The organism is Phaeobacter sp. A36a-5a (genome assembly GCF_037911135.1).
GTDB classification, from domain to species: Bacteria; Pseudomonadota; Alphaproteobacteria; order Rhodobacterales; family Rhodobacteraceae; genus Phaeobacter; species Phaeobacter bryozoorum.
On record NZ_JBBLYU010000002.1, the window covers coordinates 504,437 to 527,498 of the forward strand.

Annotated in this window: 24 protein-coding genes; 17 read left to right on the forward strand and 7 right to left on the reverse strand. The window is 62.9% G+C overall.

All coding sequences use genetic code 11. The annotated features are described in order from the left end of the window. Positions 1-53 precede the first annotated feature (53 nt). The 5 genes from WLQ66_RS13070 (at position 54) to WLQ66_RS13090 (ending at position 4,448) form a co-directional block, all read left to right on the forward strand. Positions 54-917, forward strand: coding sequence for a DMT family transporter (locus WLQ66_RS13070; protein WP_340546775.1), 864 nt, complete (start codon positions 54-56; stop codon positions 915-917). Positions 918-998: 81 nt separating this feature from the next. Then, a complete protein-coding gene (gene smpB / locus WLQ66_RS13075; RefSeq protein ID WP_340546776.1) occupies positions 999-1,475 on the forward strand; it encodes an SsrA-binding protein SmpB in 477 nt (158 codons plus the stop codon). A gap of 236 nt (positions 1,476-1,711) precedes the next feature. After that, on the forward strand, positions 1,712-2,272 hold the full coding sequence (locus WLQ66_RS13080; protein ID WP_340546777.1) for a hypothetical protein: 561 nt from the start codon (positions 1,712-1,714) through the stop codon (positions 2,270-2,272). A gap of 140 nt (positions 2,273-2,412) precedes the next feature. Continuing rightward, entirely contained in the window at positions 2,413-3,264 is an 852-nt protein-coding gene (gene sseA / locus WLQ66_RS13085; protein WP_340546778.1) for a 3-mercaptopyruvate sulfurtransferase, read from the forward strand. Next, positions 3,264-4,448 carry an amino acid aminotransferase gene (locus WLQ66_RS13090; RefSeq protein ID WP_340546779.1) on the forward strand — a complete coding sequence of 395 codons (1,185 nt, stop codon included), beginning with the start codon at positions 3,264-3,266 and terminating at the stop codon, positions 4,446-4,448. The genes sseA and WLQ66_RS13090 overlap by 1 nt, the downstream gene beginning before the upstream one ends. A gap of 216 nt (positions 4,449-4,664) precedes the next feature. Here the strand turns inward: WLQ66_RS13090 and amtB are convergent, their stop codons facing one another. Both amtB and WLQ66_RS13100 read right to left on the reverse strand, forming a co-directional pair. Continuing rightward, complete coding sequence (amtB, locus tag WLQ66_RS13095) at positions 4,665-6,008, reverse strand: ammonium transporter AmtB (RefSeq protein ID WP_340546780.1); 1,344 nt, start codon at positions 6,006-6,008, stop codon at positions 4,665-4,667. Positions 6,009-6,034: 26 nt separating this feature from the next. After that, positions 6,035-6,373 (reverse strand): P-II family nitrogen regulator, encoded by a 339-nt coding sequence (locus WLQ66_RS13100; protein ID WP_024095995.1) that lies wholly within the window; start codon positions 6,371-6,373, stop codon positions 6,035-6,037. Between the two features lie 270 nt (positions 6,374-6,643). On the opposite strand from WLQ66_RS13100, the gene WLQ66_RS13105 reads away from it, so the two are divergent. Continuing rightward, entirely contained in the window at positions 6,644-8,899 is a 2,256-nt protein-coding gene (locus WLQ66_RS13105; protein ID WP_340546781.1) for a transglycosylase domain-containing protein, read from the forward strand. Between the two features lie 271 nt (positions 8,900-9,170). Here the strand turns inward: WLQ66_RS13105 and WLQ66_RS13110 are convergent, their stop codons facing one another. Together WLQ66_RS13110 and WLQ66_RS13115 are read right to left on the reverse strand one after the other, a co-directional pair. Further along, positions 9,171-9,779 (reverse strand): MlaC/ttg2D family ABC transporter substrate-binding protein, encoded by a 609-nt coding sequence (locus WLQ66_RS13110; protein ID WP_340546782.1) that lies wholly within the window; start codon positions 9,777-9,779, stop codon positions 9,171-9,173. Continuing rightward, positions 9,769-10,548: an MlaA family lipoprotein gene (locus tag WLQ66_RS13115; protein WP_374015516.1), complete on the reverse strand. Its 780-nt coding sequence runs from the start codon at positions 10,546-10,548 to the stop codon at positions 9,769-9,771. Before WLQ66_RS13115 ends, WLQ66_RS13110 begins: the two co-directional genes overlap by 11 nt. 184 nt (positions 10,549-10,732) lie before the next feature. Here WLQ66_RS13115 and WLQ66_RS13120 point away from each other — a divergent pair, with 184 nt between their 5' ends. The 6 genes from WLQ66_RS13120 to WLQ66_RS13145 all read left to right on the forward strand — a co-directional run bounded on the left by WLQ66_RS13120 (position 10,733) and on the right by WLQ66_RS13145 (position 16,654). Next, positions 10,733-12,463 (forward strand): type I secretion system permease/ATPase, encoded by a 1,731-nt coding sequence (locus WLQ66_RS13120; RefSeq protein ID WP_340546784.1) that lies wholly within the window; start codon positions 10,733-10,735, stop codon positions 12,461-12,463. Next, positions 12,460-13,776, forward strand: coding sequence for an HlyD family type I secretion periplasmic adaptor subunit (locus WLQ66_RS13125; protein WP_340546785.1), 1,317 nt, complete (start codon positions 12,460-12,462; stop codon positions 13,774-13,776). The genes WLQ66_RS13120 and WLQ66_RS13125 overlap by 4 nt, the downstream gene beginning before the upstream one ends. Positions 13,777-13,901: 125 nt before the next feature. Then, the gene (locus WLQ66_RS13130) at positions 13,902-14,360 is read left to right on the forward strand and encodes a RidA family protein (protein ID WP_340546786.1); all 459 of its coding nucleotides are present in this window, start codon (positions 13,902-13,904) and stop codon (positions 14,358-14,360) included. Continuing rightward, a complete protein-coding gene (locus WLQ66_RS13135) occupies positions 14,357-15,130 on the forward strand; it encodes a glycerophosphodiester phosphodiesterase family protein (protein ID WP_340546787.1) in 774 nt (257 codons plus the stop codon). Before WLQ66_RS13130 ends, WLQ66_RS13135 begins: the two co-directional genes overlap by 4 nt. A gap of 46 nt (positions 15,131-15,176) precedes the next feature. Continuing rightward, positions 15,177-16,364 carry a GNAT family N-acetyltransferase gene (locus tag WLQ66_RS13140; protein WP_340546788.1) on the forward strand — a complete coding sequence of 396 codons (1,188 nt, stop codon included), beginning with the start codon at positions 15,177-15,179 and terminating at the stop codon, positions 16,362-16,364. Then, a complete protein-coding gene (locus WLQ66_RS13145) occupies positions 16,361-16,654 on the forward strand; it encodes a 4a-hydroxytetrahydrobiopterin dehydratase (RefSeq protein WP_340546789.1) in 294 nt (97 codons plus the stop codon). Before WLQ66_RS13140 ends, WLQ66_RS13145 begins: the two co-directional genes overlap by 4 nt. Before the next feature lie 100 nt (positions 16,655-16,754). On the opposite strand, the gene WLQ66_RS13150 is transcribed toward WLQ66_RS13145, so the two are convergent. Beyond that, positions 16,755-17,243 carry a peroxiredoxin gene (locus WLQ66_RS13150; protein ID WP_340546790.1) on the reverse strand — a complete coding sequence of 163 codons (489 nt, stop codon included), beginning with the start codon at positions 17,241-17,243 and terminating at the stop codon, positions 16,755-16,757. A 123-nt stretch (positions 17,244-17,366) separates the two neighbouring features. Here WLQ66_RS13150 and WLQ66_RS13155 point away from each other — a divergent pair, with 123 nt between their 5' ends. From WLQ66_RS13155 to WLQ66_RS13170, 4 genes are all read left to right on the forward strand, one after another. Next, on the forward strand, positions 17,367-18,578 hold the full coding sequence (locus WLQ66_RS13155; RefSeq protein ID WP_340546791.1) for an NAD(P)/FAD-dependent oxidoreductase: 1,212 nt from the start codon (positions 17,367-17,369) through the stop codon (positions 18,576-18,578). Beyond that, positions 18,575-19,129: a 16S rRNA (guanine(966)-N(2))-methyltransferase RsmD gene (rsmD, locus tag WLQ66_RS13160; protein ID WP_340546792.1), complete on the forward strand. Its 555-nt coding sequence runs from the start codon at positions 18,575-18,577 to the stop codon at positions 19,127-19,129. The genes WLQ66_RS13155 and rsmD overlap by 4 nt, the downstream gene beginning before the upstream one ends. A 24-nt stretch (positions 19,130-19,153) precedes the next feature. After that, complete coding sequence (locus tag WLQ66_RS13165) at positions 19,154-19,822, forward strand: HAD family hydrolase (protein WP_340546793.1); 669 nt, start codon at positions 19,154-19,156, stop codon at positions 19,820-19,822. Positions 19,823-20,008: 186 nt separating this feature from the next. After that, the gene (locus WLQ66_RS13170) at positions 20,009-20,335 is read left to right on the forward strand and encodes a hypothetical protein (RefSeq protein ID WP_040181163.1); all 327 of its coding nucleotides are present in this window, start codon (positions 20,009-20,011) and stop codon (positions 20,333-20,335) included. Positions 20,336-20,418: 83 nt separating this feature from the next. Here the strand turns inward: WLQ66_RS13170 and map are convergent, their stop codons facing one another. Then, positions 20,419-21,228 carry a type I methionyl aminopeptidase gene (gene map, locus WLQ66_RS13175; RefSeq protein WP_340546794.1) on the reverse strand — a complete coding sequence of 270 codons (810 nt, stop codon included), beginning with the start codon at positions 21,226-21,228 and terminating at the stop codon, positions 20,419-20,421. Positions 21,229-21,385: 157 nt separating this feature from the next. Between map and WLQ66_RS13180 the strand changes: the two genes are divergently transcribed. Beyond that, positions 21,386-22,312, forward strand: a complete 927-nt coding sequence (locus tag WLQ66_RS13180) for a mechanosensitive ion channel family protein (RefSeq protein WP_340546795.1) — start codon at positions 21,386-21,388, stop codon at positions 22,310-22,312. A 17-nt stretch (positions 22,313-22,329) separates the two neighbouring features. On the opposite strand, the gene sfsA is transcribed toward WLQ66_RS13180, so the two are convergent. Then, the gene (gene sfsA / locus WLQ66_RS13185) at positions 22,330-23,037 is read right to left on the reverse strand and encodes a DNA/RNA nuclease SfsA (protein WP_340546796.1); all 708 of its coding nucleotides are present in this window, start codon (positions 23,035-23,037) and stop codon (positions 22,330-22,332) included. Positions 23,038-23,062: the final 25 nt, after the last annotated feature.

Sequence of the window (23,062 nt, forward strand, 5' to 3'; positions counted from 1 at the left end):
GACCTATTGCCGGAGAGTTTTCCACCGGCCTTATTACGAAAGCGATCTGATCCATGGACACTCTGCGCGGCAGTCTCCTGATGGTGCTCGCTATGGCCGCCTTTGCGCTGGAGGATATGTTCATCAAATCCGCGGCCCGAAGCCTGCCGGTCGGGCAGATCCTGATCCTGTTCGGGGCCGGGGGCATGGTGATCTTTGCCATCATGGCGCGTGCACAGGGGCACCGCCTGTGGACCCCGGTGTTCTGCACGCGCGCGCTTGTGCTGCGCTCTGTCGCCGAGGTTGCAGGGCGGCTGTGCTACACGCTGGCAATTGCGCTGACGCCGCTTTCTTCGGCCTCCGCAATCCTGCAGGCGACGCCGCTGGTGGTTGCTGCCGGCGCGGTGGTCTTCTTTAACGAGCATGTGGGCCTGCGCCGCTGGCTGGCGATTGCGGCGGGTTTTGTCGGCGTCTTGATGATCCTGCGCCCGGGGGCCAGCGGGTTTGAGCTGGCCTCGCTCTTTGCGGTGGCGGGAACGCTTGGCTTTGCAGGCCGCGATCTGGCCACCCGCGCGGCTCCGGCCGGGCTGTCGAACGCGCATCTCGGGCTGGTCGGATTTGCCATGCTGATCGTCGCGGGGGTCTTGGCGCAGCCCTTTGGCGCGCCGATGGTGATGCCGGATCTCGCCACCGGGGCCGGTCTGGTGGCTGCAACCGTGGTGGGGGTGGTGGCCTATCACGCCCTGACCGGCGCCATGCGGAGCGGCGAGATTTCGGTCATCGCTCCCTTCCGCTACACCCGGCTGGTGTTTGCCATGGTGCTTGGGGTGGTGGTCTTCCACGAGCGCCCCGACCTCTGGACCCTGATGGGCAGCGCGGTCATCGTGATCAGTGGCGGCTTTACCCTGATGCGCAGCCGTCGCCGTCAGCCTACCTGAATCCGGTCGGTGGGGCGGGGGCCAATCCTCCGCTGCATCACCATCTTGCACCTCTCCCCCCGGCAGCTTACATCTGCGCCCATGGCCAAGCAAAAATCAGACCCGAATTACAAAGTGATCGCAGAGAACCGCCGCGCGCGGTTTGACTATGCGATCGAGGACGATCTGGAATGCGGGATCCTGCTGGAAGGATCCGAGGTCAAATCCCTGCGCGCGGGCGGTACCAATATCGCCGAGAGCTACGCGACGGTGGATGATGGCGAACTCTGGTTGGTGAACTCCTATATCGCGCCTTACGAGCAGGCGAAGATGTTCAAGCATGAGGAGCGTCGTCGCCGCAAGCTGCTGGTGTCGCGCAAGGAGTTGTCGAACCTTTGGAATGCAACCCAGCGCAAGGGGATGACCCTGGTGCCGCTGGTGATGTATTTCAACCATCGCGGTCTGGCCAAGGTGAAGATCGGCATCGCCAAGGGCAAGAAGAACCACGACAAGCGCGAGACCGAGGCCAAACGCGATTGGTCGCGCCAGAAGCAACGCCTGCTGAAAGACCACAGCTGAGTGCGACGCATTGCAGCTGCGGTGGGACAGGGCCACGTCTGGATCTGCCACCGGGCCTGCGCCGGACCTACGACCGTCGCTTCCCGGCCACCCTATCCTGCCCGGCAGTTGCACCGGGTAACGCGTGGCCATTGCAATAACTGACTAAATAAGTCAGATAAGCCCAACCCAGCAGACACATCCCTCGGTCAGGCCCGGCATCTTCTGTTTTCCTCCCTGTGACAAGGATGATGCCGATGCCTGAGGCCCTTTCTGATTCGCGACCTCTGACCCCTGCGCCCGCCGCTGACATGCCAACTATGCCCGCAGAAACCGCGCTTGCGGAACTGGGGCTTGATCCGTTTGAGGTCGCGCTGCTGCCACAGCTGCGCCATTTCACCACCTGCCTGCGAGAGCCGCAGAGCCAGGCCTGGCAGCACGCCTGTTGCAGCGCGGCTGAGCGCTGGGGTGAGAGTTTCGGCCTGGGGGTCGCGCATGCGCTGTTCAAGGTGGTGCGCTGCCTGCATGACCTGCGCGGCGAGCTTTATCAGGGGCATGACGCGCTGACCCTCTCGACCCGAGCCAGTGTCACCGCGGATGAAGCGGCTTGTCTGCGGATGCTGCATCACATGCGCCGCGACAACACCCCAGCGGCCCGCGACGCCGTAGCCGATCTGACCGGCGGCTGGATGGACCCGCATGTGATCCGCGCGGCGCTGTCCTTTGCCCATCGCTTCCCGGCGGGCAAGACGGATCCGGCCCCTCGGTCACAACCTGCCACCGAATCCGCGCGCCCTCGGCTGCGGATTGTCCGCTGACAGGGAGTGCAGATGCCCGGCGCAGCGCCTCCGATCCGGCCCGGTGGGACAGATTGTTGCGCTGCAGGCCTGGCCTCCCTTGCGACTCTGTCCGCGCGGTTGTACGGATGCCTCAGCACATATGAGGGGAGGCGGTAACGTTGGATGATCCTAAAACGCTTGTGTCGACAGACTGGCTTGCTGCGCATCTGAAGGACCCTGATCTGCGGCTCCTTGATGCCTCGTGGTACATGCCGCACGAAGGGCGAGACGCCAAGGCGGAGTATGACGCAGCTCATATTCCCGGCGCGCGCTTCTTTGATATCGACGATATCGCCGACAATCGCTCCGAGCTGCCGCATATGGTTCCCCCGGTGGAGAAATTCATGTCCCGCCTGCGCGCGATGGGGGTTGGTGACGGCCATCAGGTTGTGGTCTATGACGGCACTGGGCTGCGGTCGGCGGCGCGGGTGTGGTGGCTGTTCCGCCTGATGGGGCAGACCAATGTTGCGGTGCTGGACGGTGGTCTGCCGAAATGGCAGGCCGAGGGCAACCCGGTCGAAGATCTGCCGCCGGTCATCCGCGACCGCCATATGACCGTGCGGGTGCAGAACCATCTGCTGCGTGATGTGACGCAAGTGTCCTCCGCCGCCAAGCTTGGTGATCACGAGATCATCGACGCCCGTGCGGCCGCGCGGTTTCAGGGCACGGTTGCCGAACCCCGCGAAGGTCTGCGGTCGGGTCATATCCCCGGCTCCAAGAACCTGCCCTATACCGAACTGCTGAACGCTGATCAGACGATGAAAGCGCCGGACGCGCTGCGTGCCGCCTTTGAACGAGCTGGTGTCGATCTCAGCAAGCCTGCCATCACCACCTGTGGGTCAGGCGTGACCGCCGCAGTCCTCAGCCTCGCCATGGAGCGGATCGGCAAGACCGATCATTCGCTTTATGACGGCTCCTGGACTGAGTGGGGCGCCTTCCCAACCCTTCCCGTTGCAACCGGAGAGACCTGATGTTCGAAACCCTGAAACCCCAGCCGGCGGACAAGATCCTGATGCTGATGCAGACGTATCGCGACGACCCACGCGATGACAAGATCGACCTTGGCGTCGGCGTCTACAAGAACGCCGAAGGGGTGACCCCGGTGATGCGCGCCATCAAGGCGGCAGAACATAAACTGTGGGAAGAGCAGACCTCCAAATCCTACGTCGGCCTGGCCGGTGATCCGGCCTATTCCGACGCGATGATCAAGCTGATCCTTGCGGATAGCGTCGAGCGGGGCAATGTCGCGGCAGCCGCCACCCCCGGTGGCACCGGTGCCGTGCGTCAGGCGTTTGAGCTGATCAAGATGGCCAACCCGGGCGCGCGGGTGTTCGTGTCGAACCCGACCTGGCCAAACCACATCTCGATCCTGAACTATCTGCACATCGAAACCGTCGCCTATCGCTATTTCGACCGCGAGACCTGCGGCGTTGATTTCGATGGCATGATTGAAGATCTGAAAACCGCCAACAAAGGCGACGTGGTGCTGCTGCATGGCTGCTGCCACAACCCGACCGGTGCCAACCTCAACATCGTGCAGTGGCAGGAAGTGGTGGCGCTGCTGAACGAACGCGGTCTCATTCCGATGATCGACATTGCCTATCAGGGCTTTGGCGATGGTCTGGAAGAGGACGCGCAGGGCGTGCGCTACGTGGCGGCCAACACGCCGGAATGTCTGATCGCGGCCAGCTGTTCAAAGAACTTCGGCATCTACCGCGAACGCACCGGCCTGCTGATGGCAGTATCGCAGGATGCAGGCGCACAGGGGCTGAACCAGGGCACGCTGGCGTTCCTGAACCGGCAGAACTATTCCTTCCCGCCGGATCATGGCGCGCGTCTGGTGACCATGATCCTGAATGACGACGCGCTGCGCGCCGATTGGGCGGCGGAACTGGAAGAGACCCGCCTTGGCATGCTGAAACTCCGCCAGCAGCTCGCGGATGAGCTGCAGCGCCTGACCGGGTCTGACCGCTTTGCCTTCCTGGCCCAGCATCGCGGCATGTTCTCACTGCTCGGCACCACGCCTGAAATGGTCGAGAAGATGCGCGCCGACAGCGGCATCTACATGGTCGGCGACAGCCGCATGAATATCGCAGGTCTGAACACCCAGACGGTGCCGATCCTCGCCCGGGCGATTGTCGACGCTGGCGTCTGATCCTGCCTGGCTGATCCCGCCTGTCTGATTCAGGCTGTCAGAACCGATGATCACGCCCCGCTTCGGCGGGGCGTTTTGCGACGGCTCACCAGACTTTCTCAATTCGTCTGGGCAAAAGCCTTCAAAGACTTTTGGCTGCCACCCGGGGGGCACCCAAATGAAAACGCGGCCCCCGGAGGCACCGGGAACCGCGTTCAGTTTCAAGCCGGGTTCGGATCAGCTGGGGGAAAATTCGGGATAGGCTTCCATACCCAGTTCCGCCATGTCCAGACCGTTGACTTCGTCCTCTTCGCCAACCCGGATACCGGTCACCGCCCGCAGGATCAGCCAGACCACGGCGGAAGAGATAATGACGAAGAGCGCGACAACCACGATCCCGGTCAGCTGTGTGATCAGGCTCGCTTCGGGGTTGGTCAGCACAACCGCGATGGTGCCCCAGATACCGGCCACCAGGTGAACCGGGATGGCGCCGACCACATCGTCGATTTTCAGCTTGTCCAGCAGTGGCACCACAAAGACCACGATGATGCCGCCAGCAGCCCCGATCAGCGTTGCCATGCCCAGACCGGGCGTCAGCGGTTCTGCGGTGATCGACACCAGACCCGCCAGCGCGCCGTTCAGGATCATGGTAAGATCGGGCTTCTTGAACAGCAGCTGCGTCAGGATCAGCGCGGCCACGGCGCCGCCAGCTGCGGCTGCGTTGGTATTGGCAAAGATCCGGCTCACGTCCGCGACATCCCCGACAGTGCCCATCGCCAGCTGCGAGCCACCGTTAAAGCCGAACCAGCCCAGCCACAGGATGAACGTCCCAAGGGTGGCCAGCGCCAGGTTGGATCCGGGCATCGGGACGGTCTTGCCGTTCTTGTACTTGCCAATGCGCGGGCCAAGGATCAGCGCGCCGGTCAGAGCCGCCCAGCCCCCAACGGAATGCACCACGGTGGAGCCTGCAAAGTCGAGGAACCCCATCTCGTCCAGGAAGCCGCCGCCCCATTTCCAGCTGGCCTGCAGCGGGTAGATCACTGCGGTCAGCACGATGGTAAAGGCGAGAAAGGGCCAGAGTTTCACGCGCTCGGCGAGGGTGCCGGAGACAATGGAGGCCGTGGTTGCACAGAACATCAGCTGGAAGAAGAAATCCGATCCGGTGGAGGCATAGGAGTAATCATCCGCCTGCTCGGCGGTGATGCCCACCGCCTCCAGAACGCCCGGACCCCAGACACCGGAGAGGACGCCCTCAATCGACCAGGTGCCCAGCGGATACATCAGGTTATAGCCGATCAGGTAATAGAAGATGGCCGCCAGAGAGAACAGCGCAACGTTTTTTGTCAGCTGCATGGTGACGTTTTTCGACCGCACCAGACCCGCTTCCAGCATGGCAAAACCGGCCGCCATCCAGAACACGAGGAAGCCGCCGACCAGAAACAGCAGCGAGTTGAGGATAAACACCGTGTCGGTGGCTGCCGCTCCGGGCGCCGGGGCCGCAGCGGCGGTCTCCTGGGCGAGGGCGAGGCCGGGCAGGGCCAGCGTCGCCACCGCTGCAAGGGAAAGGGTTGATTTACGCATAACTGATTTCCTTCCTTTGCGCGTTTTCACAGCGCGTCGTGATTGGTTTCGCCGGTGCGCACGCGGATCGCCTGCTCAACGTCGAGAACAAAAATCTTGCCGTCACCGATCTTGCCGGTGCGGGCGGTCTGGGTGATGGTGTCGACGACCTGATCGGCCAGCCCCGAGGGCACCACCAGATCCAGCCGCATCTTGGGCACGAAATTCACCTCATATTCCGCCCCACGATAGATCTCCGTATGGCCAGACTGGGCGCCGAACCCCTTGATTTCCGTGACCATCAGCCCGGACACGCCGATGGATGTCAGCGCCTCGCGGACCTCCTCCAGCTTGAACGGCTTGATGGTTGCTATGATCATTTTCATGCCCGACCCCCTGTGATGATGGCGGCGCGTGGTGACAGCGCCTGAACTGTTTGCAGATGCAGCAAATCCGCAGAGCCGAGTCGGTGGAACGTTTCGGGCCGGGTTTTGAGGGCGGTTGCGGCGGGACGGCTAAAAAATAGGCGATCTTTTGCCAGTCCGCCTAAAAAACACCCGGCTTTCAGAGGGGAAATGTCGTGAAACTGCCCCTCAACAAACCGTCGCAGACACGGTATGGTCCGCAAAACGGGCAAACCGGGCAGGATCTGGAAGATGGCACAAGGACCGCGGCGCCGACCTCTGGTCGCAGACAAGCGCTACGCGACAGCGGGGCGCGGCACGCAGGGCAAAGCGCCCGCGCGCAAGGCCAAACCACGGCCGAAATCAACCGCAAGGCCGCGTAAATCGGGCTGGCTTGGCCTGTTCGGCGGCGGTCGCAAAACGGGTGGCACCGGGGGCGGCGGCAGAGGCCCGCGCAAACCGCAGAAACCAAAGACCCTGCTGGGCAAGATCCTCGCGCTGCTGCTGGCACCATTTCGCTGGGCGTTCCGGCTGGCCTGGGGATTTGCCTGGCGGATCGGCATGATCTCGACCGCGCTGGTGGCGCTGGCGGTGGGCTACCACTACATGAAACTGCCCGAGGTTGCTGAACTGTTGGACGGGCGCGCGCGCGGCTCTGTCACGCTCACCGATCGCAACGGCGAGGTCTTTGCCTGGCGGGGGGATCAATTCGGCGGCGTGGTCACCAGCGAAACCGTCTCGCCCTACCTGAAGAACGCCATCGTCGCGACAGAGGATAAACGGTTCTACCGCCACTTCGGTGTATCGCCGCGCGGCGTTGCCAGCGCTGTCCGCATCAACCTGAGCGAAGGGCGCGGCCCGCTGTCCGGCCATGGCGGCTCCACCATCACGCAGCAGACCGCCAAGCTGCTGTGCCTCGGCGTGGTCTATGATCCGACCGAATGGGAGAGCGAGCGCGCCTATGAACGCGACTGCCGCCAGGGGTCGCTGTGGCGCAAGGCCAAGGAAGCCATCTTCGCGATGGCGATGGAGGCCAAATACACCAAGGATGAAATCCTCTCGATCTATATGAACCGCGCCTATCTGGGCGGTGGCGCCTATGGGGCCGAGGCCGCAGCGCAGCGCTATTTCGGCAAATCCGCCAATCAGGTGGATGCCGCAGAGGCGGCGATGCTGGCGGGTCTGCTGACAGCCCCTTCGACGCTGGCACCGACCAATAATCTGCAACGCTCGCAGGATCGCGCCGCCACCGTGCTGCGCCTGATGCAGGAGCAGGGGTATCTGACCACCGCTGAAATGCGCGCGGCGCAGAATACCCCTGCGGTCCTGAGCGAGGCCGCCGCCGCCCGCGCCGGTGGCTATTTCGCCGATTGGGTGATGGACACCATCCCGGATTTCTTTGGCAATGAGACAACCGAGGATGTGGTGATCCGCACTACCATCGACCAGCGCCTGCAACGCGCAGCCGAAGATGCGCTGAACCATGTCTTTGACACCAAGGTCCGCGAAGGCTCCAAGGCGCAGGCCGCCATTGTGGTGATGAGCGCGGATGGCGCGGTCCGGGCCATGGTGGGTGGGCGCAAATCCCGTGTCTCCGGTGTGTTCAACCGCGCGACCCAGGCCAAGCGTCAGACCGGCTCGGCCTTCAAACCCTTTGTCTATGCCACGGCGCTTGAGCTGGGGTATTCGCCGCTCGACCGGGTGCTGGACGCGCAATATTGCCTTGATGTTCCGGGGTCCGGCCAGTGGTGCCCAAAGAACTATACGCGGAAATTCTATGGCGAGGTCACCCTGTCGCAGGCCCTGCGGGATTCGCTGAACGTCCCGGCTGTGAAAGTGTCCGAGGCGGTGGGTCGCGATCTGGTGCGTCGCGTGGCCGGTGATTTCGGACTGGACAGTGAGCTGGCCGCCGGCCCGGCGCTGGCGCTGGGTGCCTCCGAAAGCACGCTGCTTGATATGACCGGAGCCTATGCGGGCATTCTCAATGGTGGCTCCTCGGTGACCCCATATGGCGTGACGGAGCTGACGATCATTGGCGACAACACCCCTCTGATGGGCGCCAGCGGCGGTCTGGGCGAGCGGGTGATCCAGACCAAGGCGGCGCGGGAACTGATCTGGATGATGGAACAGGTGGTGTCGCAGGGCAGCGGTCGGCGGGCGCAGATCCCCGGCTGGCAGGCGGCAGGCAAGACCGGCACGACACAGGCGGCCCGTGATGCCTGGTTTGTGGGCTTCACTGCCGATTATGTCGCGGGCGTCTGGATGGGTTATGATGACAACACGCCGCTCTCCGGCGTGACCGGTGGCGGTCTGCCCGCCGATATCTGGCGCGAGGTCATGGAGCGGGTGCATGACGGTCTGACACCCAAACCGCTGCCGATGATCGCACCGCAGCCCATCGCACCACCGCCACAACCGCAGCCACAGCGTCGCCAGCGGCCCAACGTCGGGCAGGAACTGGGGCGCGCGGTGGACGGTCTGCTGCGTGACATCTTCGGCAACCGATAGCGCATCACGCCGGACCAAGCCGGGCCAATATGGGTCATATTCCCGCATGTCTCTGCGCTGTCACCGTGCAGCGTTCCGGCGCGGTCGTCGGCGGTCAGTCACTCCGTTTGGTGACCGCCGGTAGCCCCGTGTGGTGTCGCACCGCGCTGGGGATCATCGCGCGACCTTATGCGCGCTGACCGGGCGCGGCGCACAAACTGCAATCCTGAAATAGAAAAAGGGGCCGTCTGGCCCCTTCTTCGTGATCTGTCTGACGCTGCGGTGGCTGAACTCAGCTCAGCCGCTTCAGCTCGGCGATCAGCTTGTTGATATCACCCTTGTTGCGGTCAAGGATGGCCCCGATCTCGGTGCGTTCGGTCAACAGCAGGTTCACGCCTTCGATGAACATGTTGTAGAATTTGTCGCGACCGGATTTATCGGACACGAGGAAGGTCACCTCAAACGGGGCCTGACCTTTCAGCTTGGCCAGCGATTTGATCTCATAACCCGCCTTGATCTTGCGCGCGGATTGCACCTCGACCGAACCGCCGATGAACTCGCGGAACCGCTTGCCGTATTTGCGGGAGATATAGCCCTGGAACGCATCGGCAAAAGCGTTCATCTGCGCGCCCGAGGCGCGGCGGGCATCCACACCCAGCGCATAGCGTGCCATGATGTTCACATCCGCATAGCGCACGAAAATCTTCTCGAAATCACGGATCATCGCGCCTTCGGACTTGCCGGAGGCGATGACCTTGTTGATGTCGCCAACGACGCTGCCGACAAGGCTGCGCGCGGCGGCTTCACTCAGGGCAAGCACTTTACCGGGCAGGGCGGCCAGCCCGAGAAAGGCAACGCCAGTGGCCAGGAAACTGCGGCGGGTCAGAAAATTACTCGGCATAGATGTCCTCATACGGATCTGAATAGGGATCGCCATAGACCCCTTCGTATTCACTTTGATCGCCGCCCAACTCGAAGCGGCGGTTCTGAAGGTAGATCAGCCGCGCCTGCGCGTAGCTGTCGGCGCTCTCATACAAAATCGAGTCGATGGTGTCGGAATATGTGCCACGATCCCCCAGACGACGCACCACCTCGGCATAGATGCCGATGTTGTCGGCTGGATTATGCCGAGCGTAGCTGATCGGATTGGTGAAGAAATCCACCACGATGCCAGCCCCGTCGCGGGCGGTGGAGGGGCCAAAGAACGGCAGCTCGACATAGGCGCCTTCGCCAACACCCCAGACATGCAGCGTCTCGCCGAAATTGGTGTCCACACGCGGCACGTTGAAGTCAGAGGCCGGATCGCCAAGGCCGCCGATGCCGAAGATCGTATTGATCACAAAGCGCGATACAGCGATGCCCGATTCCTTGAAATTGCCCTGCAACAGCGCATTCACCGCCTGACCCGGCATCGACAGGTTCTCGGCAAAGTTGTTGAAACTGGTCACCATATCCGGCGGCACAATCGCGACATAACCCTTGGCAGCGGGGCGAAAGGCAAAGCGGTCAACACCACGGTTGAAATTGTGAATGGACCGGTTGGTGTTCTCGTAAGGATCGAACACCTCACCCGACGCGCGCGAGACACTATCTTGGGTTGCGCAGCCTGCCAGTGTCGACGTAACAGTTACCAGGGCCATAATCAAAAAAGGTCGCAGCGGGAAGGTCATTCGCTTCGGTGTCCAATCTGTCTGCTGTGGGCGCGTTGGACCCACTTAGGGTGTTTCTCAGCTCTGCCTAGTCAGAGACTGGGCTTGTTTACACAGTTGTGGCAGATTTGGAACATATGTGGTCCGGTTTTCTGCGCGCGTGGCTGATACATAGGGCATATTGACAGGGAATTGCAGACCTCTCATGACGAAAACTACTAATAAATCCGGCTTCGATGAGCTGCGGGCGCATCGTCGCCGCAGTCGTGGTCTCTATTGGTCGGTCGGTATCTTCAGCTTCTTCGTGAATATGCTGATGCTGACGGGACCGCTATACATGATGCAGGTCTATGACCGGGTGCTGGGCAGCCGGTCGGTGGCGACGCTGATCGCGCTGTCACTGCTGGTGGTGTTTCTCTACGGCACCATGGGTATTCTGGATTATGCGCGCGGTCGCATTCTGTCGCGGGCCGGGGCGCGGTTTCAGGCCGGGCTGGACCAGCGCGTGTTCGATGCCATGATCCGCCGTTCCGCGGTGGCTCAGGATCCGGTGGCGCAGACCGGTCTCAGCGATTTGGAATCGGTGCAACGTCTGATCGCCTCGCCGGTGCTCGGTGCCGCATTCGATCTGCCCTGGACGCCGATCTTCCTGTTTGGCATCGCTCTGTTCCACCCCTGGCTCGGGCTGCTGGCGCTTGGCGGTGGCGCGGTTCTCATCGCCATCGCGGTGCTGAACCAGTTCCTGTCGCGCCGCCCGCAGATGCAGGCGGGCATTTCCGGCCACCGGGCCAATCTGATGTCCGAGGAAATCCGCACCGAAGCGGAGATGATCCAGTCGATGGGTATGCGCCGCGCCGCGTTTCAGCGCTGGAAAGCGGGCCGCGATGCCGCACTGGTGGACAGTGTCGCCGCCAGCGACGTTGGCGGCGGCTTCACCACATTGACCAAAACCCTGCGCCTGTTCCTGCAATCGGCGATGCTGGGTCTGGGCGCCTATCTGGTGCTGCAGAACGAGGTGACCGCCGGCGCGATGATCGCAGGCTCGATCCTGATGGGCCGGGCGCTGGCGCCTATCGAACTGGCGCTTGGTCAATGGGCGATGGTGCAGCGCGCGCTGAAGGGCTGGCGCAATCTCGCCGAGCTGCTGGAGAAAGTCCCGGAAGAGCCGCAGCGCACCGAATTGCCCAAACCCTCCGCCAATCTCGAAGTACAGGCGCTGGCGGTGGTGCCGCCGGGGGACAGCCGTCCGCAGCTGCGCAATGTCAGCTTCCGGGTGCAGCCGGGTCAGGCCATCGGCGTGATCGGCCCCTCAGGCTCCGGCAAATCCACCCTCGCGCGGGCACTGACCGGCGCCTGGCGCCCGGCGGCGGGCACGGTGCGGCTGGATGGCGCCTCGCTGGAGCAATACGCCCCCGAGGTGCTGGGCCAGAACATCGGCTACCTGCCGCAGCGCGTGCAGCTGTTCGAAGGCACCATTGCCCAGAACATCGCCCGGCTGGCGTCCAACCCGGATTCCGAAAAAGTCGTCGCCGCCGCGAAAAAGGCTGCGGCCCATGATATGATCGTGCATCTGCCCGATGGCTATGACACCCGGATCACGGCTGGGGGTGGGCGGCTCTCCGGCGGTCAGATGCAGCGTGTCGCCCTGGCGCGCGCGCTTTATGACGATCCGGTGATCGTCATTCTGGATGAGCCGAATTCGAACCTCGACAACGACGGGTCGGTGGCGCTCAACCGGGCGATCAAACAGCTCAAGGCCGATGGCAGATCGGTGCTGATCATGGCCCATCGCCCGGCGGCCATTCAGGAATGTGACCTTTTGCTGGTCATTGATCAGGGGATCCAGACCGCCTTTGGCCCCAAGGACAAGGTCCTGCGGGAAATGGTTTCGAACCACCAGAGCATTCAACAGGCAGCGCCAGGAGGTGTGCGATGAACCAGACCGATACCGGGGCCACATCCTGGTCCGCCCGCCGTCCGCTGCTGATCGGCCTGTTCGGCGTTGTGATCCTGCTCGGGGGCTTTGGCACCTGGTCGGTTGCCACCTCCATCGCCGGTGCCATTGTGGCCTCGGGCCGGATTGAGGTCGACCGCAACCGGCAGGTTGTGCAGCACCTCGACGGCGGCATCGTGCAGGACATTCTGGTGGAAGAGGGCGACACCGTGGCCGAGGGCGCGGTGCTGCTGCGGCTGGATGCCAAGGAGCTGTACTCGCAACTGGTCATCACCGAAGGTCAGCTGTTTGAACTGATGGCACGCCGCGCGCGCCTTGATGCCGAGCGGGACAGTGCCGAGACGGTTGAGTTCGACGCCGAGCTTTCCGAACTGGCCGAAACCCGGCCAGAGGTGGCCGATCTTATGCAGGGCCAGCTCCGCCTGTTTCAGGCGCGCAAGGATTCAGTGGCGCGCGAAATCGACCAGCTGGAAAAACGGCGCTCGCAGATACAGGATCAGATCAAAGGCGTTCTGGCGCAGCAGGCCTCGCGCCGCACCCAGCTCGAGCTGATCGAGGAGGAGCTGGCAAACCAGCAGTCGCTGCTGGATCGCGGGCTGGCGCAGGCCGGAACGGTTCTGAACCTGCGCCGGACCGAGGCCGACCTGCAAGGTTCGCTGGGCGAGCTGATTGCCACCGAGGCCCAGGCCGAGGGGCGCATCACCGAAATCGACATCGAAATCCTCAAACTGGGCACCCAGCAGCGCGAGCAGGCCATCACCCGGCTGCGCGATCTGCGCTATCAGGAGCTGGAACTGGCCGAGACCCGCCGCGCGCTGAAGGAACGTCTGGCGCGGCTCGATATCACTGCACCGGTCTCCGGCATCGTCTATGGTCTGCAGGTCCATACGCCGCGCTCGGTGATCCGGGCGGCGGAGCCGGTGCTTTATCTGGTGCCGCAGGACAGGCCGCTGGTGATTGCCGCGCAGGTGGCCCCCACCGATGTCGATCAGATCTATGTCGGTCAGCCGGTGACCCTGCGCTTCCCGGCTCTGGATCAGCGCCTGACGCCGGAACTTTTCGGTACGGTGAAACAGGTCTCTGCCGATGCGTTTGAGGATCAGGCGAGCAAGCTCTCCTACTACCGCACCGAGATCGAACTGGATCCCGGCCAGCTGGAAACCCTGCCCGAGGGCACGGTGCTGATCCCCGGTATGCCGGTCGAAGGATACATCCGCACCGCCGAGCGCACGCCGCTGGCCTATCTCGTGAAACCCCTTGCCGACTACTTCGTCAAAGCCTTCAGGGAAAGCTGACGGGGCCGAGCAGCGCGAAGCCGCGGACACGTCGCAAAACCGCCCCACCCGGGGCGGTTTTTTGCTTTCCGCCCTGCCGCTTCCCGGTTAGCGTTCCGCAAAACCTGATGCAAAGGACTGCACCCATGGATATCGAAGCCAAACTCAAAGAACTGGGCATTCAGCTGCCGAGCGCACCGGCCCCGGCTGCCAATTACGTCCCCTATGTCGTGGTCGGCGATATGGTCTACATCTCCGGCCAGATCTCGGCCGGCCCCGAAGGGCTGATCACCGGCAAACTGGGCGCCGACATGGATGTGGCCGCAGGTCAGAAAGCCGCCCGCCAATGTGCCATCGCGCTGCTGGCGCAGCTGAAAGCCGCCTGTGACGGCGATCTCAATCGCCTGAAGCGCGTCGTCAAACTCGGCGCTTTTGTGAATTCCACCGACAGTTTCACCGACCAGCCGCAGGTGGTGAACGGCGCTTCCGATCTGATGGTCGAAGTGCTGGGCGATGCCGGCCGTCATGCCCGTGCCGCCGTCAGTTCGCCTTCGCTGCCGCTGGGGGTCGCTGTGGAAATCGACGGCGTGTTCCAGATCTCATGAGAGCTGACCTGCCTGCCGCACTCCTGCGCCAGCCCATAACCCATCGCGCGCTGCATGATGTGCGCGATGGCCGCCCGGAAAACAGCCGCGCCGCCATGCGCGCCGCGATCGAGGCTGGCTATGGTATCGAAATGGATTTGCAGCTGTCCTCGGACGGCTGCGCCATGGTGTTTCACGATTACGCCCTGGACCGGCTGGCCGAAGGCACCGGTCTGGTGGCGGATCACACCCGCGATCAGCTGCGCGCGATCCCGCTCAAGGGCGGTGACGGTGAATGTATCCCCGATCTGGCCGAGATCCTTGATCTGGTGGCAGGCCGTGCGCCGCTGCTGATCGAGCTGAAGGATCAGGACGGCGATATGGGCCCCAACATCGGCGCGCTGGAGGCAGACACCCTGCGCCAGTTGCAGGGCTACAAGGGCGATGTCGCCCTGATGTCCTTCAACCCGCATTCCGTGGCAGAGCTGGCACGGCTGGCGCCCGAGGTGCCGCGCGGACTGACCACTAGCGCCTATGATCCGGTCAGCTGGCGCGAATTGAGCACGCCGACCTGCGACCACCTGCGCGCGATCCCCGATTTCGACCGCGTCGAAGCCAGTTTCATCAGTCACGAGGTGCAGGACCTCGGCCGGGATCGCGTCACGCAGCTGCGTGATCAGGGAGTGCCGATCCTGTGCTGGACGGTGACCTCTGCCGCGATGGAAACCGAGGCACGCAAAATTGCGCATAATGTCACCTTCGAGCGCTATCTTTCTGATATTCCGGGTTGAACCCGTCCGCGACGGACACAGATACTGTCTGTCGCGGAGGCATTGAATGGAACAGGCGCAGATCGAAATCGAAGTGCTGGCTGCGCTGTCGCAGCTGGAGGCTGCGGAATGGGACGCCTGCGCCTGTCCCGAGGCGGCTGATGGCGGCCCACCGCTCGACCCCTTTACCACCTACCGGTTCCTGTCGGCGCTGGAGGACAGCGGGTCGGTGGGGCGGGGCACCGGCTGGCAGCCGCAGTATCTGACCGCGCGGCGCGACGGCCTGCTGATTGCCTGCGCCCCGATGTATGTGAAATCCCACAGCCAGGGCGAATATATCTTCGACCACAACTGGGCCCATGCCTATGAACGCGCAGGCGGGCATTACTATCCCAAACTTCAGATCGCGGCCCCCTTTACCCCCGCGACAGGCCGCCGCTTTCTGGTCAGGCCCGGGTATGAAGGCGTGGGCCAGTCCGCGCTGGTACAGGGCGCCGTGCAGCTTGCCGCCAATAACCGCGTCTCCTCGCTGCATGTCACCTTCTGCACCGAGGATGAGGCCGCCATGGGCGCCGAAATGGGTCTGATGGCGCGGGTCACCCAGCAGTTTCACTGGCTGAACGACGGCTACCGCAGCTTTGACGATTTCCTCGCCGCGCTAGCGTCGCGCAAACGCAAGACCATCCGCAAGGAACGCGCTCAGGCGCAGGGCTTCGGCGGCGAGATCCGCTGTTACCACGGCAGCGATCTGCGCCGCGAACACTGGGATGCCTTCTGGACCTTCTATCAGGACACCGGCGCGCGCAAATGGGGCTCGCCCTATCTCAGCCGCGCGTTCTTTGACATCGCCCATGACACCATGGCCGACGACATGCTGCTGATTCTTGCCGAACGCGACGGGATACCGGTGGCCGGTGCACTGAATTTCCTAGGCCGTGAGACGCTTTACGGTCGCTACTGGGGGTGCACCGAACACCACCCCTGTCTGCACTTCGAACTGTGCTACTATCAGGCTATTGAACACGCGATTGCGCGTGGTCTGACGGCCGTCGAAGCAGGCGCGCAGGGCGAACATAAACTGGCGCGCGGCTATCTGCCCCGGCAGACCCACAGCCTGCATTGGGTGGGCGATCCCGGCTTTGCCGATGCAATTGCCCGCTATCTGGACGCCGAACGCGGCGCCATCGAGGAAGAGATCGAGATCCTGACGGACTACGGTCCGTTCCGCAAACCCCATGTGGAGGAGCAACAATGACCGAGAAACTTTCTGAAGCCACCCGTGGCCCGCTGCTGGACCCGCTGTTCAGCGCCGGATGGGAGGTGGTCGAGGGCCGCGACGCCATCACCAAGACCTATAAATTCGCCAGCTTCGTCGATGCCTTTGGCTGGATGACGCGGGCTGCGATCTGGGCCGAAAAATGGGACCACCACCCGGAATGGAGCAATGTCTACAATACCGTTACAGTGACCCTGACCACCCATGACGTCGGCGGTATCAGCGCGCTGGACGCCAAGCTGGCGCGCAAGATGGAGAGCCTTGTCTGACAGGCGCCGTCTTCATCCCCGGTAGAATGACAAGAGAGGCACGGGTATCCGCGCCTCTCTTGGTGTTTCTAGCGCCCCGATCTTGGTCTGGGGCAGGGGCTCAGCCCATCGCCTCCAGCAGGGCCTCGCCTGCCGACAGCTCACATTTGCCGGGCGAATCCTCGGCATTCATGATCTCGACCTTGCCGTCGCGGGCCAGCATCGCATAGCGCAGAGAGCGCCCGACCAGCCCCGCCGCAGGCGCGTCCAGCCGCATCCCGATCGCATCGGTAAAGCCGCATTCGGCGTCCGACAGCATGGTGATCCCCGCTGCACCGGCACCGGTCGCCTCTGACCAGGCCTGCATCACAAAGGGATCGTTGCCCGCAATGCAGATGATTTCATCCACGCCCTTGGCCGCCAGCGCCTCGGCGTTGCGCACGAAACTGGGCACATGGGCGGAATGGCAGGTCGGCGTAAACGCACCCGGCACCGCAAAGATCGCCACCGTGCGCCCCTTTGTCAGATCGCTGATCGCGACCTGCTCCGGCCCGTCCTTGCCCATCCGCGTCAATGTCGCCTCCGGCAGGCTGTCCCCTTGTGAAATCATGCTGTGTTCCTCTCCGTGCTGATTGTGTTTTATGTTCCCCCACATATAGGGTTCGGCAACAGCCTGACCAGCACGCAAACTGGCAATGGCATTTCCGAAAGACAGCAGAAGGCACAATAGCAAATGACCCATTTTGTCGTGATCGGGGCAGGCCAGGCGGGGGCCTCGCTGGTGGCGCAGCTGCGCAAGCAGGGTTTTGACGGAGAGATTACGCTGATTGGCAGCGAACCCGTTGTGCCCTATCAGCGCCCGCCTCTGTCAAAGGCCTATCTCCTGGGGGAGATGGGGATGGACCGCCTGTTCCTGCGGCCCGAGAGTTTTTATGCCGAGGCCAATATCACCCTGAAACTCGGCCATCAGGTGCAGGCCATCGACCCGGCGGAGAAAACCGTGACGCTGGCGGATGAGGTGCTGCACTACGATCAGCTGGCGCTCACCACCGGCTCCACCCCCCGCCGCCTGCCTGCGGCCATCGGCGGCGATCTGGGCGGGGTCTACGTCCTGCGCGATCTGGCGGATGTGGATGCCATGGCCCCGGCGGTCACGGATGGCGCGCGCACACTTATCGTCGGCGGTGGCTACATCGGGCTGGAGGCCGCAGCCGTCTGCGCCAAACGCGGGGTTGCCGTGACGCTGGTCGAGATGGCGGAGCGCATCCTGCAACGGGTCGCAGCTCCCGAAACCTCGGATTATTTCCGCGCGCTTCACACGGGCCACGGTGTTGATCTGCGCGAAGGCGTGGGTCTTGTGCGGCTGGAAGGCGAGGGCGGCGCCGTCAAACGCGCAGTGCTCAGCGATGGCAGCACGGTCGAGGTGGACTTCGTCATTGTCGGCGTCGGCATCACCCCGGCCACCGATCTGGCAGAGGCGGCAGGCCTCGCGCTGGAGAATGGCATCCGGGTGGATGAACAGGGCCGCACCTCGGATCCGTCGATCTGGGCGGCGGGCGATTGTGCGTCCTTCCCCTATCGCGGCAGCCGCATCCGGCTGGAAAGCGTGCCCAACGCCATTGACCAGGCCGAAGTCGCCGCCCGCAATATGCTCGGCGCGAATGAAACCTATGTGGCCAAACCCTGGTTCTGGTCCGATCAATACGACGTCAAACTGCAGATCGCGGGCCTCAACACAGGCTACGACAACGTGGTCAGCCGCACCGGCAGCGATGGCACCATGTCGTTCTGGTACTATACCGGCGATCAGCTGGTGGCGGTGGACGCAATGAATGATCCGCGCGCCTATATGGTTGCCAAACGTCTGATCGAGGCCGGGCGTACCGCTGACAAATCCGTCGTGGCGGACGCTGACGCGGATCTGAAGCCGCTGCTGCGCACATGAGGATCATCGCCGGCGAGTTTCGTGGCCGCGCGCTCACCAGCCTGGGCAAGGGCGACGCGGGCGCGCATCTGCGCCCCACCACCGACCGTGTGCGCGAAAGCCTGTTCAACGTGCTGGGCCATATCGTCGATTTCGACGGCGCGCGGGTGCTGGATCTGTTTGCAGGCACAGGTGCCCTGGGGCTTGAGGCGCTGTCGCGCGGCGCGGCCGAGGCCGTGTTTGTGGATGATGGCCGGGTGTCGCAGGGGCTGATCACCAAGAACATCGACCTGCTGCGCATCAAGGATCGCGCCCGCCTCATCCGCCGTGATGCCACCCGCCTGCCGGTCAATGACGCTGCGCCTTACGATGTGGTCTTTCTCGATCCGCCTTACGGCAAGTCGCTGGGGCAAAAGGCGCTGGCGGCGGTGACAAAAGGCGGCTGGCTGGCCGAGGAGGCGCTGGTCGTCTGGGAAGAAAGCAGCCCCATGCAGCCCCCCGAAGGATTCACTCTGCACGACAGCCGCAAATACGGGGACACCCATGTCACCCTTCTGTGGCGCGAGAGCTGAGCATCAGCCCAAAAGGACAGCACCATGCCGATTACATATCCCACGCCGAAACTGGTGATTTTTGATTGCGACGGTGTGCTGGTCGATAGTGAAACACTTAGCAATCAGGTGCTGGTCGACAATCTTGGACGGTATGGTCTGCAACTGTCGTTGGCGGAGTGCATGGACCTCTTTGTTGGTGGCACCATGGCGGATGTCCGAACCAAGGCCATCGCGCGCGGTGCGGATCTGCCCGAGAACTGGGTGGCGCAGGTCTATGATGAAACCTACGCAAGGCTGCGGCAGGGTGTGGATCTGGTGCCGGGTATCCCGGATCTTTTGGCACTGTTGCAAGTCCGCGGCATCGCCTTCTGCGTCGCCTCCAACGGCAGCGAGGAAAAGATGCGGATCACCCTTGGTCAGAACGGCCTCTGGGACCTGTTCCATCCCCATGCCATGTTCTCGGCCCAGACGCTGAAGACCGGCAAACCCGATCCGGATCTGTTTCTTGCGGCGGCCTGTCATTTCGACGTGCAGGCGCGCGACTGTCTGGTGATCGAAGACAGCGAAAACGGCGCCCTCGCCGCCGCCCGCGCCGGGATGCGCTGCCTTGGCTTTGACCCGCAGGGCAACGCCAGCCGCCTGACCCGCCACAACGCCGAACATATCACCGCCATGTCAGAGGTTCCGCGCCTGATTGGACATATTCCCTAAAGGCACCCTCAGGTAGAGTGCGACATTTTCACAGCAATCTAAACGCTTTGTTCAGCGGAACACCCCACGATCCACCCGCAGGATTTACACCGTTCGATGCAGGCAATATCCGGCCTGTGAAACGGACGATCAATCGTTTCGTTCAGCACTTCATTTCAGATGCTCAAAATTGACGTAGGACACAATATGAAATTCAATCTCCGTATTGGCCTGGCACTCGCCAGCGCCTTGGCCCTGTCGGCCTGCGTGTCGCCTGATGTTGTCACCAAAACGCAGGTGGGGGATGCCAAGCTGACCTGCACCGAAATCGCGGTGCAGCTGAACCAGCTGGAAGAGATCCGCAAAGAAGCCAAGAAGGGCAAGAGCATGTCCGGCGAGAATATCGCCGCCGCGCTGTTGTTCTGGCCGGCTGTTATCGGCAACCATTCCAACGCCAAGCAGGCGCTAGAAGCCGCGAACGAGCGTCACGAGGTTCTGGTAGCCTTGGCAGAGCGCAAACGCTGCAAGCTGTGATATCGGTACGGGGCAACCCGTATCGCAGAACGACAAAGGGGCGCGCCACAAGGCACGCCCCTTCTTTGTTAAATGATACGGCATCAGCCGTAGGTCGGGTGAAACTTCCCGCCGGGCGACAGGGTAAAGATCTCGGCCCCATCAGCCGTAACGCCAACCGAATGCTCGAACTGCGCGGACAGCGATTTATCGCGGGTAACAGCGGTCCATTCGTCCGCCAGGATCTTGGTTTCCGGTCGGCCAAGGTTCACCATCGGCTCGATGGTGAAGAACATGCCTTCCTCCAGCACCGGGCCGGTGCCCGGGCGGCCATAATGCAGCACATTGGGCGGCGCGTGGAACACCTGACCCAGACCATGGCCGCAGAAATCCCGCACCACGCTCATGCGCTGCGCTTCCACATAGGATTGGATCGCATGGCCAATGTCGCCAAAGGTGTTGCCGGGTTTCACCGCCTCGATCCCCTTCATCAGGGAGTCATGGGTCACCTGGATCAGCCGCTCGGTCTTGCGCGACAGCTTGCCTGCCACATACATCCGGCTGGTGTCGCCGAACCAGCCATCGACGATGACGGTGACGTCGATATTCAGGATATCGCCATCCTTCAGCTTCTTGTCGCCGGGAATCCCGTGACAGACCACATGGTTCACGCTGATGCAGCTGGCGTGCTGATAGCCCTTGTAGCCGATGGTGGCTGAGGTCGCGCCTGCGTCCTCCACCATCTGGGTGATCAGCCGGTCCAGCTCGCCGGTGGTCTGACCGGGGACGACATGGGCAGCGATATCGTCAAGGATCCGTGCCGCCAGCGCCCCGGCAGCGTGCATTCCGGCAAAATCGCCGGGCTCATAAATGCGAATGCCGTCTTTGGTGGTGCGGCCGTCTTTCGATCTCATCAGATGAGGCTCCATCGGGTGTCTTTGACATAGCTATCTACGCGCTCCGCGCCAAAAGGGCCAGAGCCGGCACCACCGCCTGCCGGGAACTTTTTGCCACCCGGATGCGTTCCCCTCCCTGACGAATTGCAATCGCACCACGGAGGAACCCGCAGCCATGGACAGCATGAATGCCCTGATGCAGACCGAAATCTACAACGGAAAAGCGCTGGCCGATCTGATCACGCTGGAATTTCTGGCTCAGGCCATGGGCAGCGTGCTCGCCGCCATGCTGATCCTGATGGCTGGCTTCATCGTCGCGGGCTGGGTCAAACGACGGATCGTTCAGATCGGCGACAGCCATGCCAGCCTTGATGTGACGCTGTTCCACTTCCTCGGCAATCTGGCACGCTATGTGATCCTTGCCTTTGCGGTGCTCTTTGTTCTCAACACCTTCGGGGTCCAGACCACCTCGATCATCGCGGCCATCGGTGCCGCGGGTCTGGCCATCGGTCTGGCCATGCAGGGCGCGCTGTCCAATGTGGCAGCTGGCATCATGCTGATCCTGTTCCGCCCGTTCAAACTGGGTGATTTCATCGAAGTGGACGGCGAAATGGGCACGGTCAAGGAAATCACCCTGAACAACACGGTGATCGCCGACCTGTCGAACCTCAAGGTGATCATCCCCAACTCCGAAGTCTGGGGCAACACGATCACCAATTACTCCGAATATGACACCCGCCGCGCGGAATGGACCTTCGGCGTCGGCTACGGGGCCAACCTTGCCACCGCCGAGCAGGTCATCCGCGACGCCATCATGTCCGACAGCCGCTCGCACGCAGAGCCGGAACCCTTCATCCAGGTCAATAATCTCAACAGCAGCTCGGTGGATTTCCTGGTCCGTGTCTGGGTCGATGCGGCGGAATATTTCCAGTATCAGGCGGATATGAAACGCCGGGTGAAGGAAGCACTGGACGCGGCCGGAATCGATATTCCCTTCCCGACCCGGACGCTGGTGCAGGCCAGCCCCGACAGCTCGGACAGCTCGGACAGTGCCGAGCAGAGCAAAAGTGGCGCCACCGACACGCAGAGCGAAGCAGCCTGACAGGCGCCCCGCAGCGCTCAGCCCGCGCCTGCGCCAATCGCGCCCGCAATTGCAACACCCTCCGGGGTGATGCGGGTGGCGATCACCAGCCGCTCCACCCCCGCAGCCGCCGCCGCATCCCAGGCGGCGGCATAGGTCGGGTCGATATCGCCGGCGATCTGAAACCGCTCACAATCACCGCGCTGCACCAGATAGAGCAGCACCGCCCGGTGACCGGACCGGCACATGTCGGCCAGGTTGCCCAGATGCTTGGCCCCGCGCGCGGTCACGCTGTCGGGGAACTCCGCCAGACCGGGCTGGCGTGACAGCGTCACGCTTTTGACCTCAACATAGCAATCGGGCAGGCCGGGCTGGCTCAGCAGGAAATCAATGCGGCTCTTCTCGGCATATTTCACCTCGGCCCGGACCGTTTCATAGGCCGACAGCGCTGCGATCTGGCGCGCCTCCAGCGCCGATTTCAGCGCGCGGTTCGGCACCGATGTATCCACACCCACCAGGGTGCCACCGGCAACCTCGACCAGCCGCCAGCCGTATTTCAGCTTCTTCTTCGGATCGTCATTCGGCTCCAGCCAGACCGTGCTGCCCGGGTCCGCCAGCCCCATCATCGAGCCGGGATTGGCACAATGCGCGGTTATTTCGCGCCCATCCGGCAACTGACAGTCCGCCAGAAACCTCTTGTAGCGTCGGATCAGCGTGGCGGGCAGCAGAGGGGTTTGAAAGCGCATGTGACAGGGCCTATACCTGCGCTAT